This window comes from Rhodococcus pseudokoreensis (genome assembly GCF_017068395.1).
Lineage (GTDB): Bacteria > Actinomycetota > Actinomycetes > Mycobacteriales > Mycobacteriaceae > Rhodococcus_F > Rhodococcus_F pseudokoreensis.
In genome coordinates this window covers 512,977-525,300 of record NZ_CP070619.1, presented here as the reverse complement: position 1 = coordinate 525,300, position 12,324 = coordinate 512,977, and the positions used below count along the sequence as shown (strand labels likewise).

Here is a 12,324-nt window from a genome sequence, read left to right as displayed (position 1 = left end):
GTATCTGGGTCACCGGGTAGCCTTCTGACCATGACCTACGGTGATTCCGCTTCTCCAGTCGAGCGTCCGTTCGGCACCGTGTCCACAGCGATGGTGACGCCGTTCACCTCGGACGGAAAGCTGGACGTCGACGCCGGTGTCCGCCTCGCGGCGTACCTCGTCGACAACGGGTGCGACTCCCTCGTGCTCGCCGGCACGACCGGTGAGTCGCCGACGACCACCGAAAACGAGAAGCTCGAGCTGCTCCGGGCGGTCATCGACGCGGTGGGCAACCGCGCGAAGATCATCGCCGGCGCGGGCAGCAACGACACCGCGCACAGCGTCGAACTCGCCCGTGATGCCGCCCGCGCGGGCGCGCAGGGTCTCCTCGTCGTCACGCCCTACTACTCGCGTCCGCCGCAGGCCGGACTGTTCGCGCACTTCACCGCCGTCGCCAATGCCACCGACCTTCCGGTCATGCTCTACGACATTCCACCCCGCTCCGTGGTCCCCATCGAGACGGAGACCATCCGGCGTCTCGCCGAGAACCCGCGCATCGTCGCGGTCAAGGACGCCAAGGGCGACCTCAACGCGGGCGCCGAACTGATCGGCACCACGGACCTCCAGTTCTACTCGGGGGACGATCCGCTCAACCTGCCGTGGCTGTCGGTGGGCGCGACGGGATTCGTCAGCGTCATCGGGCACCTCGTGCCCGGCCGGCTGCGTGAACTGCACACCGCCTTCGCGGCCGGGGACATCGCCCGTGCCCGCGCCATCAACCTCAGCCTCATCCCGGTCATCCGCTCGGTGGCGCGTCTCGGAGGCGTGAGCGCCTCGAAGGCGGGGCTGCGCCTGATCGGCCTCGACGTCGGCGAACCCCGGTTGCCGCAGGTGGCGCCCACGCACGATCAGATCGATCTCCTGGCCGCCGATCTGCACGCTGCGGGGGTGCTCGCGTGACCCGACCGCCTCGTCGTCGCAGCGCCAGCCGCCAGGCAGGTCCCCCTTCCCCCACAGCGAACGAGCCGACGAAGTCGGCGCCCGTAGCTGCGGAACAGCCGAAGTCGGCGCCCGTTGTCGCCGACGAGCCGAGTGCCCCGAAGTCGGAGCAGGCCAAGTCTGCGCCCGTGAAGGCCTCGTCCACGAAGGGGGGCGCCGCCAACAAATCGTCGTCACGCTCCGGCCGTCGCGGCGGCGGCGGCAAGCGTCAGGACACGCGACCGGCCGCGGTCGATCCGACGGCTCGTCTCGGCGCCCCGCCGAAGGCCCCGTTCAAGGGTCTGCGGGTGGTGGCTCTCGGCGGCATCGGCGAGATCGGTCGCAACATGACCGTCTTCGAGCACCAGGGCAAGCTGCTCATCGTCGACTGCGGTGTGCTGTTCCCGGAAGACCAGCAGCCGGGTGTCGACCTGATCCTCCCGGACTTCCGGCACATCGAGGACCGCATGGACGACGTCGAGGCCGTCGTCCTCACGCACGGCCACGAGGACCACATCGGCGCCATCCCGTTCCTGCTGCGCCTGCGCCCGGATCTGCCGGTCGTGGGTTCGCGGTTCACGCTCGCGCTCGTCGCGGCCAAGTGCCGTGAGCACCGCCAGCGCCCCAACCTCGTCGAGGTCGTCGAGGGGCAGCGCACCGAACACGGCCCGTTCGAGTGCGAGTACTTCGCCGTCAACCACTCGATCCCCGACGCCATCGCTGTGGCGATCCGGACCGACGCCGGCGTCGTGCTGCACACCGGCGACATCAAGCTCGACCAGTTGCCGCTCGACGGCAGGCTCACCGACCTCGCCGGCTTCTCCCGCCTGGGCGACGAGGGCGTCGACCTGTTCCTCGTCGACTCGACCAACGCCGAGGTTCCGGGATTCGTCACCCCCGAACGTGAGATCGGGGGAGTGCTCGACAACGTCATCGGCAAGGCCCGGCAGCGCGTGATCGTGGCGTCGTTCGCCAGCCACGTGCACCGCATCCAGCAGGTCGTCGACGTCGCCCACCGGTACAACCGGCGGGTCGCGTTCGTGGGCCGGTCGATGGTCCGCAACATGCAGATCGCCCAGGACCTCGGATATCTGAGCGTGCCGGACGGTCTGGTCGTCGACATCGACACCGCGGCCAACCTGCCCGACGACCGGCTCGTCCTCATCTCCACCGGCTCGCAGGGTGAACCGCTGTCGGCGCTGTCGCGGATGGCCCGCGGCGAGCACCGGCAGATCAACATCCGGGCCAACGACCTCGTCGTGCTGGCCTCGTCGCTGATCCCCGGCAACGAGAACTCCGTGTTCGCCGTCGTCAACGGCCTCGCCAAGCGCGGCGCCACCGTCGTCACCCAGCAGAGCGCGAAGGTGCACGTCTCCGGTCACGCCTCGGCGGGCGAGCTTCTGTACCTGTACAACGCGGTCCGGCCCACCAACGCGATGCCGGTCCACGGCGAATGGCGCCACCTGCGCGCCAACGCCGCCCTGGCGAAGGCCACCGGTGTGCCGGAGGAGCGGATCGTGCTGGCCGAGGACGGTGTGGTGGTCGACATGGTCGACGGACTCGCCGAAATCGTCGGGCAGGTTCCCGTCGGGCACGTCTACGTCGACGGACTGTCCGTCGGTGACGTCGGCGACTCCACGCTGTCGGACCGGCTTGTCCTCGGTGAGGGTGGGTTCATCGCGATCAACGTCGTCATCGACGATCACACGGGCCGTGCGGTCAGCACTCCCGAGGTGTCCGGACGCGGATTCTCCGACGACCCGACGGCCCTCAAGGACGCGGCGCAGTTGGTCGAGGCGGAGCTGCTGCGCCTGGCCACCGAAGGCATCAACGACGCTCACCGCATCGCCCAGGCGATCCGGCGTGTCGTCGGCCGATGGGTGGCCGACAAGTACCGTCGCCGGCCGATGATCGTCCCGACCGTCATCGCGGTGCCGTCGGCGGAGGGCAAGTAGTTCTCCGACAGGTACATTCGGTCGGGTGACCTTCGCCCGAGATGAACGCCTCGCCCTCGTCGACTCGATGGCCGAATTCGGTCCCGACGCCCCGACCCTCTGCGGGACGTGGACCAACCGGGATCTGGCCGCCCACCTGATCGTGCGCGAACGGCGCCTCGACGCTGCCCCGGGCATCGTCGTGGGCCTGCTCGCCGGGTACACCGAACGCGTCCAGAACGAGACGGCGACACGTCCGTGGAGCCGGCTGCTGGACGAGGTCCGGTCGGGTCCGCCGAGGTGGTCGCCGATGTACTGGGTGGACGCGCAGGTGAACCTGGGGGAGATGTTCGTTCATCACGAGGACGTGCGCCGCGCCCACGACGGATGGGAGCCGCGCGTGCTGCCCGGCGAGCGTCAGGACGCGCTGTGGGGTCTGGCGCGCAAGGTCGGCAAACTCGGCTACCGGCACGCCCCGGTGACGGTGGTGCTCGAGCGGCCGTCCGGGGAGCAGGCCACCGTCCGCACCGCCGGCACCGGCCGGGTGATCCTGCGGGGGGAACCGTCGGAACTCGCCCTGCACGCGTTCGGCCGGAACCAGGTGCGGATCGAGACCGAGGGTGAGGCTGCCGACATCGAGGCCGTGACCTCCCTCGACCGAGGGTTCTGAGGCCATTTCGACGCAGCTCTGCCGCTGTTACGGGTGTTGCGGATGGTCCGGAAGGTGCCGTAGCGACTAATCTGAGAGCCATGGCAGGTAAGGCGAGCGCCCGCGGTTCGAGCACTACGTCCACGGCGAGGACGGGCGTGCGAGGCGGCTCGGCCACGTCGTCCAAGCCCAAGTCCCGCACGACCCGCACGGTCAGCGCTCCGCGAGATTCCAAGTCGCCGCGTGGCGGCGGCTCCCGCGGCGGAGCCCGGAGGCCCGCCGCGGAGAAGGCGTCCGCATCCGTTCCGCTGAAGTCGGTGGGCCGGGGGATCGGCGCCGGCTGGTCGCTCGTGGCGAAGGGCGTCGGGGCCACCACCCGCACCGTAGGAAAGGCGGCCGAGATCGAGCAGGGCCACCGGCGCGACGGCATCGCCCTCGGACTGATCGCGATCAGCGTCGTCGTCGCCGGCGGAATCTGGTTCTCCGCGGGCGGTCCGGTGGGCGAATGGATCGAGACCGGAGTCCGCGCCGTGTTCGGCGGGGCGTCCGCCGTCCTGCCCCTGATCGGTGTCGCCGTCGCGGTGATCCTGATGCGCACCGAGCCGAAACCCGAGATCCGGCCGAGGCTGGTGCTGGGGTCGCTGCTGGTCGGTCTGCCGGTTCTCGGCCTGTGGCACATCGCGACCGGTTCGCCCACCGACGCCGACGGCAGGGCCCGCGGCGCCGGTTTCGTCGGATATGCGGCGGGCGGTCCCCTGACCGACGGCATCACCGTGTGGCTCGCCGCGCCGCTGCTGCTGATGGCGGCACTGTTCGGCGTCCTGCTCCTGACCGGAACCACGATCCGCGAGGTGCCCGGCAAATTGCAGTCGTACTTCGGAACGTCGTTCGGCCGCGACCATTACGCCGACTACGACAGCGAGTACTACGAGGACGGCGAGTACGACCCCACCCTGTTCGACGCCGACGGCTACCCCGTCGACGACTACAAGAGCGGGGTCCGGGGTGCGCCGGCCGACAACTATCCCACCGACGAGTACGACGTCGGCGACACCGCGAAGACGGAGGTGCTCAGGCTGTGGGAGGCCGAGCCCGCCGCGGAACCCGTCCCAGCCCCGGCCCCGAAACCGGCGCGCGCCAAGGCCAAGCCCGTCGTCGCCCCGAAGCCGGAACCCGAACCGGAACCGCTGCCCGACGTCGACAAGTTCGTCACCGACCGGGTGGTCGAGGGCGACTACACACTGCCGCCGACGTCCCTGCTCATCGATGGCGATCCGCCGAAGATGCGCAGTTCGGCCAACGACGCGATGATCGAGGCCATCACCGAGGTCCTCGAACAGTTCAAGATCGACGCCGCCGTCACCGGATTCACCCGCGGCCCGACCGTCACCCGCTACGAGGTGGAACTCGGCCCGGGTGTGAAGGTCGAGAAGATCACCGCGCTCGCCCGCAACATCGCGTACGCCGTCGCGACCGACAACGTGCGCCTGCTCGCGCCGATCCCGGGCAAGTCCGCCGTCGGTATCGAGGTGCCCAACTCCGACCGCGAGATGGTTCGCCTCGCCGACGTGCTCACTGCCCCGAGCACCCGCAAGGACCACCATCCGCTGGTGATCGGTCTCGGCAAGGACATCGAGGGCCACTTCGTCAGCGCCAATCTCGCGAAGATGCCGCACCTGCTCGTGGCCGGTTCCACCGGGTCCGGTAAGTCCAGCTTCGTGAACTCGATGCTGGTGTCGCTGCTGTCCCGCGCCACACCCGACGAGGTGCGGATGATCCTCATCGACCCCAAGATGGTGGAGTTGACGCCGTACGAGGGCATTCCGCACCTCATCACGCCCATCATCACCCAGCCGAAGAAGGCCGCCGCCGCGCTGGCCTGGCTGGTGGAGGAGATGGAACAGCGCTACCAGGACATGCAGGCCAACCGGGTGCGCCACATCGACGACTTCAACTCCAAGGTGAAGTCGGGTGAGATTACGGCGCCGCTCGGCAGCGAACGGGTCTACCGGCCGTACCCGTACATCCTCGCCATCGTCGACGAACTCGCGGACCTCATGATGACCGCACCGCGCGACGTCGAGGACGCGATCGTCCGCATCACCCAGAAGGCCCGCGCCGCCGGCATCCACCTCGTGCTGGCCACCCAGAGGCCCTCGGTGGACGTCGTGACGGGTCTGATCAAGACCAACGTGCCGTCGCGGCTGGCCTTCGCGACATCGTCCCTGACCGACTCCCGGGTCATCCTGGACCAGCCCGGCGCCGAGAAGCTGATCGGTATGGGTGACGGGCTGTTCCTGCCGATGGGCGCGGGCAAGCCGACCCGCCTGCAGGGTGCGTTCATCACCGACGAAGAGATTTCCGCCGTCGTCGATTTCAGCAAGAACCAGGCGGAGCCGGAGTACACCGACGGCGTCACCGCCGCAAAGGTCGGGGAGAAGAAGGACGTCGACCCCGACATCGGCGACGACATGGACGTGCTGCTGCAGGCGGTGGAACTCGTCGTCTCCAGCCAGTTCGGGTCCACGTCGATGCTGCAGCGCAAGCTGCGGGTCGGATTCGCGAAGGCGGGCCGGCTGATGGACCTGATGGAGACCAGGGGAGTGGTGGGCCCCAGCGAGGGCTCGAAGGCCCGCGAGGTCCTCATCAAGCCCGAGGAACTCGACGGCCTGCTGTGGTCGATCCGCGGCGGCGACCCGGACGAGGCGCCGTCCGACCAGGAATGACACCCGCTGCGCGTGTCCGAAATGTGCGGTTCGCGCGCACTGTGGTTGAATGGTGACCGAATTGGAGGGGAGTATCCCCACCTCTGTGACAGCATCGTCAACACGATCGGCACCATTGCCGATCCGGGGCTGTCAGTCGCTCGGGCAGTGATTCCGGTGCGGCGGGAGAGACCTCCGGTACCCGCTAGGTCTACCGGAGGTCTGTGTAAATGCATGTGTCACCGCTGGTCTGGGTCATCACCTGTGTGGTGATTCTCGGACTGTTCGTGTTCGACTTCTTCGCTCACGTGCGCACCCCGCACGCCCCCACGTTCCGTGAGTCGGCGTTCTGGTCGTCGGTCTACATCGGCGTCGCCATCCTCTTCGGCCTGATCGTGATGTGGCTGTGGGGAAGTCAGTACGGCGGCGAGTATTTCGCCGGCTACGTCACCGAGAAGGCGTTGTCGGTCGACAACCTCTTCGTGTTCGTCATCATCATGGGCACGTTCGCGGTGCCACGGGAGTACCAGCAGAAGGTGCTGCTGATCGGCATCGTGATGGCGCTGGTGATGCGCGGAATCTTCATCGGCGTCGGCGCCGCGGCGATCAACGCCTACAGCTGGGTGTTCTACCTGTTCGGCGCGTTCCTCATCTACACCGCGTACACGCTGGTGCGTGATCACGGGCACGAGAAGGAGGTGGAGGAGGAACGCGACAGCAAGATCGTGGCCATCGCGAAGAAGATCCTCCCCACCACGGACACCTACGACGGCGACAGGCTCGTCACGCGGATCAACGGCAAGCGCGTCGTGACGCCGCTGCTGCTCGCGCTGGTCGCCATCGGATTCACCGACGTGCTGTTCGCGCTCGACTCGATCCCCGCGATCTACGGGCTCACCCAGGAGCCGTACCTGGTGTTCACGGCGAATGCGTTCGCGCTGATGGGTCTGCGTCAGCTGTACTTCCTGATCGGCGGCCTGCTGGATCGCCTGGTGTACCTGTCGTACGGCCTGTCGATCATCCTGGCCTTCATCGGCATCAAGCTGGTTCTGCACGCTCTGCACGAGAACACGCTGGGCTTCATCAACGGCGGGGAGCACGTGGCCGTGCCGGAGGTGTCGACGGTGTTCTCGCTCGCCGTCATCATCGGTGTGCTGGCAGTGACGACCGTCGCCAGCCTCCTCAAGACGCGGAACACGACGCCGGCGAAGTAGCTTCGCCGGGCGTCGTGCTCGAGGGGTCCGGTGCTTGGCGGTTCAGGAGCTGAATGCGCCGAGTACCGGAACCCATTCGACGATCCGGGTGGCCGTCACGAGGCCGTTACGGGCGAACGGGTCGTTGGTGAAGAGCTGTTCCACGGCCGCCGCGTCGGCGGCGTCGACGAGGATGAACGCGCCGCTGCCGTCGGCGAACGGGCCGGACGACACGACGGTCTTCTGCTCGGCCAGTTCACCGAGCCACTCCCGGTGGGCGGGGCGATGCTCGTCGCGTCCGGCGACGGTATCGGCCGAATACGTGTACTCCACTACGAACAGGGACATGTTCTCGCTCTCTCGGGACGGGTACATCTGACAAAAAATGGGATCAGGCCCCATCTGTCTCACGCACTGGGATTTCAGAGGGTGAGAAGCATTCGGGTGTTGCCGAGGGTGTTCGGCTTGACGTAGCTCAGGTCGAGGAACTCGGCGACACCGGTGTCGTACGAACGGCACATCTCCGCGTACACCTCGGCGGTCACGGGTGTGCCGTCGATCTCGACGAACCCGTGCTTGCCGAAGAAGTCGACCTCGAACGTGAGAACGAACAGACGCTCGAGTTCGAGTTCCCGCGCGACCTCGATCAACTTGGCCACCACATGATGGCCGGCACCCTGGCCCTTGGCCGACGGATCGACCGCGATCGTGCGTACCTCGCCGAGGTCCCCCCACAGCACGTGCATTGCGCCACAACCGATCACGTTGCCGTCGCGTTCGGCCACCCAGAACTCCTGAACGGATTCGTACAGGGTCACGAGGTTCTTCTCGAGCAGGATCTTGCCGGAGTAGATGTCGATCAGACGCTTGATCTCGGGAACGTCGGAGGTTCGTGCTCGCCGCACGATCAGCTGATTGTCGGCGGTGTCCGGCGTCCGAGAAGTCATGTCGTGAACATTAGCCAACGGCCGTACCGATATTCTTAGGCACGTGCCGGTACGACCTACGAATCCCTCCCACTCCCCGCCGCGTCCCGGGGTGCAGTTCGACGCTGCGGTGCTCCGATGAGCGCGCAACGTGAGGAATGGACGGCCGCCGACACTCCGGCGGCCCCGGATCCGTCGGTCGAGCCCGCGAGTGAGACGGCCGTACCACTGCTGAACATCGCGAACATCCTGACGATCCTCCGGATCCTGCTGGTCCCCGTCTTCCTGGTTGTGCTGTTCGTCGGCGACGGACACTCGACGACGTGGCGCCTGATCGCCACCGGTGTGTTCGCCGTCGCCGCCATCACCGACCGGATCGACGGGCAACTCGCCCGCAAGTACGGCCTCGTCACCGATTTCGGCAAGCTCGCCGACCCCATCGCGGACAAGGCGCTGATCGGTGCCGCGCTCGTGGGGCTGTCGATTCTCGGGGACCTGCCCTGGTGGGTGACCGCGGTGATCGCGGTCCGGGAACTGGGCATCACCCTGCTCCGGTTCGCGGTCCTGCGGCACGCCGTCATTCCCGCGGGCCGGGGCGGCAAGCTCAAGACTCTCGTCCAGACGATCGCGATCGGCTTCTACCTGCTGCCGCTGCCGGACGGATTCGACATCCTCGGATGGGTGCTGATGGGTGCTGCCGTGCTGCTGACCGTCGTCACCGGGCTGGACTACGTCGTGCAGGCCGCCCGCCTGCGGGCCGGGGTGCACAAGGTCGAGGCGAACGCGAGCACCGGCGCGTGACCGACCCGCTGGTGGACGGCACGAGGGCCGCCGACCTCGTCGCCGTGCTCACTGCTCGCGGCGAGACCGTCGCGACCGCGGAATCGCTCACCGCGGGACTGCTCACCGCGACCATCGCCGGTGTGCCCGGCGCGAGCAACGTGCTCCGCGGCGGACTCGTCGTCTACGCCACCGACCTGAAGGCCACCCTCGCCGGGGTGGATCCCACCCGGCTGGCGGAGGACGGGCCGGTGGCGGCGTCCACGGCACACGCACTGGCGGACGGTGCCCGCGACCGCTGCGGCGCCGACTGGGGCGTCGGACTGACAGGTGTCGCCGGCCCCGACACGCAGGACGGACATCCCGTGGGCACGGTGTTCCTGAGCATTTCCGGGACGGCCGGAACGTCGGTCCTCGAGCTCGGATTGTCCGGCGACCGGTGGCATATCCGTAAATCTGCGGTTTCCGCCGCCGTGTCGGGACTCCTCGATCGTGTGCAGGAAACATCCGCAGGCTAAGGTCGGGAACCAATCGGTCCTGTTCGCGCGTTGAGATAGGCGAGACAGGTGACGGATGAAGGAGGAGCGAGATGGCGCTGCTATTGCGTGAGGCAATCGGTGACAGTCTTCGGCGTACGCGCGTTTCGCAGAGCCGGACCCTGCGTGAGGTCTCCAACAGTGCTCGTGTGAGCCTCGGGTACTTGTCCGAGGTCGAACGAGGGCGCAAGGAAGCCTCGAGTGAGCTCCTGGCGGCGATCTGCGACGCGCTGGCGGTCCCACTGTCCGACGTGCTCGTCGACGTCAGCGAATCGCTGTCCGACGGGTCTACGGCCAAGCGTGCGGACACCGAGCGGCACGCGGTCGAATCGACGCCCGCAGAGGCCCCTGCCGCGAGCGCACGACCGGGTTCGACGACCATCGCCCGCGACACCCGGGTGGTCATCCCTGCACCCGCGCAGGCGCTGGCTGCCGCATAGCAACACCCGTGCCGAACCGATAGATTTCAGTCAACCGCCGATCTCGTCGGCGGTTGAGCCAGGTAGTCGGGGCGCAGCCCTTGTTCCGGTGCGTGACGGTCGCGTATCGGGTCGCGCATCGCGCGGCGCAACAGATGGAGGCAGGATCAAACCCATGGCTAATCCTTTCGTCAAGGGATGGAAGTACCTGATGGCGCTCTTCAATTCCAAGATCGATGAGAAGGCTGACCCCAAGGTTCAGATTCAGCAGGCGATCGAGGATGCGCAGCGTCAGCACCAGGCCCTGTCTCAGCAGGCCGCGTCTGTCATCGGCAACCAGCGCCAGCTCGAGATGAAGCTCAGCCGCCAGCTCGACGAGGTGGAGAAGCTCAACGCCAACGCCCGTCAGGCCGTCAACCTGGCAGACCAGGCGCAAGCCGCCGGCGACACCGAGAAGGCCATCCAGTACACCAACGCCGCCGAGGCGTTCGCCGCGCAGCTCGTCACCGCCGAGCAGGGCGTCGAGGACCTCAAGGCACTGCACGACCAGTCGCTGCAGGCAGCTGCCCAGGCGAAGAAGGCCGTAGAGCAGAACGCGATGGCCCTGCAGGCCAAGGTCGCGGAACGCACCAAGCTGCTCAGCCAGCTGGAGCAGGCCAAGATGCAGGAACGGGTCAGCGAGTCGCTGCGCTCGATGGACAGCACACTCTCCGCTCCCGGCAACACACCCAGCCTCGATGCTGTGCGCGACAAGATCGAGCGGCGCTACGCCGATGCCCTCGGTTCCGCAGAGTTGGCGCAGAACTCGGTGTCGGGCCGCATGATGGAAGTGCAGCAGGCGAGCATCCAGATGGCCGGACACAGCCGGCTCGAGCAGATCCGGGCCTCCATGAAGGGCGATGCCCTGCCCTCCGGCGGTGCCGCAGGCGCACCGGCGACCCCCGCCGCCAACCCGAACCTCGACAAGCAGCCGCCGGCCGCGGGCCAGACCGGCACGGCGCAGTAACCGAATCGCCTGTGAGCATGAGTTCCACCCGACGTGGCCGACCTGGACGTGCAGTCCGGTCGGCCACTGTCGTGTCCGGGCTCGCCGGGATCCAGGGCGCACTGCGCGAGGCCGGTGAGTCCGTTGCGGACGCGGCGCAGCGGTGGCGCGACCCTCGTGAACGTCTCCTGCGCAAGAAGCGGCGGGCCCGGCGTCGCGCGAAGCGCTACGGCATCGTGTCCGGATCCTCGGCCACCGGCGCCGCCGGTCTCGCGCTGATGGCTGCGCCGGAGTGGTCGATGCTGATGGCCGGTGGCGGCGCGGTCGTGTTCGCGGTTCCCGCGGTGCTGGCCGTCAGCCGTTACCGCAAGCTCGACGCCGTGACCCTGCCGCCGGGTCTGCCTGCCCGCCGGGTGCTTCCGGCGCCGTCCTCGGCGGCCCGCGAGCCGATGGAGAGGCTCGTGCACAGCGAACGAGCACTGCACGGCATCCTCGGCGTGCTCTCTCGGTCCGGGACCATCAGCGCCGAGGACATCGAGGACACCCATTCCACGGCCCGCTCCGCGGCAGCCGCGTTGCAAGCGGTAGCCCTCGACATCACGTCCATGGAGGACGCCGCCCAGGGGAGCCGGGCCGCGGCAGCGCCGCTCCAGCGGGCGATCGCCTCGGCCGCCGGGCAACTCGGCGACGGCGTCGAGCAGTTCGAAGAACTGGTGGCCGCTGCCGCCGAGGTCGCCGTGCCCGGAACGGCGAGTGCCGTCGGCGAACTCGCCTACGAACGCGCGGAACTCGTGTCGGCGACCGAAAAACTCGCCGGCCTCGCGGCGGCCCTCGGCGAGATCGACGACATCGTTCGCCGCTACCGCTGACCCGGTCGACCGACACGAGAAACTCTGGGACCTTGTGTGGGGGAGAACCCTGATCTTTCCCTGATCTTTACGTTGACCTGGTGATTTACCCGAGCCGGCGTGCCAGGCTGGTGTGCGTACCCGATACATGGGGTCGACCGGACGTCGGGCGCAGAAATCGATCGGGGAGACGTGAGTGGAGGAAATCATGTTCTGGAAGATTGTTCTGGCTGTCGCGGCGATCTGGATCGCTCTCGCAGTGGTCGGTGCCCTCGTCAAGGGCCTGTTCTGGATTCTCGTCGTCAGCGCCGTTGTATTCGGTGTGTACCTGTTGATCAAGGCGATGTCGGGATCCGGCGAGAAATCGGACATCACGCGTAGCTGACGGGCAT

Annotated in this window: 13 protein-coding genes; 11 read left to right on the top strand and 2 right to left on the bottom strand. The window is 67.8% G+C overall.

Annotated elements, in window-relative coordinates; all coding sequences use genetic code 11:
• The first annotated feature begins 30 nt into the window (after positions 1-30).
• From dapA to JWS13_RS07760, 5 genes are all read left to right on the top strand, one after another.
• Positions 31-939 carry a 4-hydroxy-tetrahydrodipicolinate synthase gene (gene dapA, locus JWS13_RS07780; RefSeq protein ID WP_124392883.1) on the top strand — a complete coding sequence of 303 codons (909 nt, stop codon included), beginning with the start codon at positions 31-33 and terminating at the stop codon, positions 937-939.
• A complete protein-coding gene (locus JWS13_RS07775) occupies positions 936-2,912 on the top strand; it encodes a ribonuclease J (protein WP_275957296.1) in 1,977 nt (658 codons plus the stop codon). The genes dapA and JWS13_RS07775 overlap by 4 nt, the downstream gene beginning before the upstream one ends.
• A 25-nt stretch (positions 2,913-2,937) precedes the next feature.
• Positions 2,938-3,561 carry a TIGR03085 family metal-binding protein gene (locus tag JWS13_RS07770; RefSeq protein ID WP_206005177.1) on the top strand — a complete coding sequence of 208 codons (624 nt, stop codon included), beginning with the start codon at positions 2,938-2,940 and terminating at the stop codon, positions 3,559-3,561.
• Between the two features lie 80 nt (positions 3,562-3,641).
• Positions 3,642-6,266 carry a DNA translocase FtsK gene (locus JWS13_RS07765; protein WP_206005176.1) on the top strand — a complete coding sequence of 875 codons (2,625 nt, stop codon included), beginning with the start codon at positions 3,642-3,644 and terminating at the stop codon, positions 6,264-6,266.
• A 209-nt stretch (positions 6,267-6,475) separates the two neighbouring features.
• Positions 6,476-7,459 carry a TerC family protein gene (locus JWS13_RS07760; protein WP_124392887.1) on the top strand — a complete coding sequence of 328 codons (984 nt, stop codon included), beginning with the start codon at positions 6,476-6,478 and terminating at the stop codon, positions 7,457-7,459.
• A 42-nt stretch (positions 7,460-7,501) separates the two neighbouring features.
• Here the strand turns inward: JWS13_RS07760 and JWS13_RS07755 are convergent, their stop codons facing one another.
• Together JWS13_RS07755 and JWS13_RS07750 are read right to left on the bottom strand one after the other, a co-directional pair.
• A complete protein-coding gene (locus tag JWS13_RS07755; RefSeq protein WP_124392888.1) occupies positions 7,502-7,786 on the bottom strand; it encodes a YciI family protein in 285 nt (94 codons plus the stop codon).
• 74 nt (positions 7,787-7,860) lie between these two features.
• A complete protein-coding gene (locus JWS13_RS07750; RefSeq protein WP_087555781.1) occupies positions 7,861-8,385 on the bottom strand; it encodes an amino-acid N-acetyltransferase in 525 nt (174 codons plus the stop codon).
• A 117-nt stretch (positions 8,386-8,502) separates the two neighbouring features.
• Between JWS13_RS07750 and pgsA the strand changes: the two genes are divergently transcribed.
• The 6 genes from pgsA to JWS13_RS07720 all read left to right on the top strand — a co-directional run bounded on the left by pgsA (position 8,503) and on the right by JWS13_RS07720 (position 12,317).
• Entirely contained in the window at positions 8,503-9,165 is a 663-nt protein-coding gene (pgsA, locus tag JWS13_RS07745) for a CDP-diacylglycerol--glycerol-3-phosphate 3-phosphatidyltransferase (protein WP_206005175.1), read from the top strand.
• Positions 9,162-9,662: a CinA family protein gene (locus tag JWS13_RS07740; RefSeq protein WP_124392890.1), complete on the top strand. Its 501-nt coding sequence runs from the start codon at positions 9,162-9,164 to the stop codon at positions 9,660-9,662. Before pgsA ends, JWS13_RS07740 begins: the two co-directional genes overlap by 4 nt.
• Before the next feature lie 71 nt (positions 9,663-9,733).
• Complete coding sequence (locus JWS13_RS07735; protein ID WP_124392891.1) at positions 9,734-10,120, top strand: helix-turn-helix domain-containing protein; 387 nt, start codon at positions 9,734-9,736, stop codon at positions 10,118-10,120.
• Positions 10,121-10,274: 154 nt separating this feature from the next.
• On the top strand, positions 10,275-11,105 hold the full coding sequence (locus tag JWS13_RS07730; RefSeq protein ID WP_124392892.1) for a PspA/IM30 family protein: 831 nt from the start codon (positions 10,275-10,277) through the stop codon (positions 11,103-11,105).
• A gap of 17 nt (positions 11,106-11,122) precedes the next feature.
• Positions 11,123-11,953, top strand: a complete 831-nt coding sequence (gene pspM, locus JWS13_RS07725) for a phage shock envelope stress response protein PspM (protein ID WP_241032129.1) — start codon at positions 11,123-11,125, stop codon at positions 11,951-11,953.
• A gap of 187 nt (positions 11,954-12,140) precedes the next feature.
• Positions 12,141-12,317, top strand: coding sequence for a hypothetical protein (locus tag JWS13_RS07720; RefSeq protein WP_007296377.1), 177 nt, complete (start codon positions 12,141-12,143; stop codon positions 12,315-12,317).
• Positions 12,318-12,324 lie beyond the last annotated feature (7 nt).

Coding starts and splice junctions, on each gene's coding strand:
- JWS13_RS07735 (WP_124392891.1), top strand. CDS start 9,734: ATGGCGCTGCTATTGCGTGAGGCAATCGGTGACAGTCTTCGGCGTACG.
- pgsA (WP_206005175.1), top strand. CDS start 8,503: ATGAGCGCGCAACGTGAGGAATGGACGGCCGCCGACACTCCGGCGGCC.
- JWS13_RS07750 (WP_087555781.1), bottom strand. CDS start 8,385: ATGACTTCTCGGACGCCGGACACCGCCGACAATCAGCTGATCGTGCGG.
- JWS13_RS07765 (WP_206005176.1), top strand. CDS start 3,642: ATGGCAGGTAAGGCGAGCGCCCGCGGTTCGAGCACTACGTCCACGGCG.
- JWS13_RS07720 (WP_007296377.1), top strand. CDS start 12,141: ATGTTCTGGAAGATTGTTCTGGCTGTCGCGGCGATCTGGATCGCTCTC.
- JWS13_RS07730 (WP_124392892.1), top strand. CDS start 10,275: ATGGCTAATCCTTTCGTCAAGGGATGGAAGTACCTGATGGCGCTCTTC.
- JWS13_RS07760 (WP_124392887.1), top strand. CDS start 6,476: ATGCATGTGTCACCGCTGGTCTGGGTCATCACCTGTGTGGTGATTCTC.
- JWS13_RS07755 (WP_124392888.1), bottom strand. CDS start 7,786: ATGTCCCTGTTCGTAGTGGAGTACACGTATTCGGCCGATACCGTCGCC.
- dapA (WP_124392883.1), top strand. CDS start 31: ATGACCTACGGTGATTCCGCTTCTCCAGTCGAGCGTCCGTTCGGCACC.
- pspM (WP_241032129.1), top strand. CDS start 11,123: ATGAGTTCCACCCGACGTGGCCGACCTGGACGTGCAGTCCGGTCGGCC.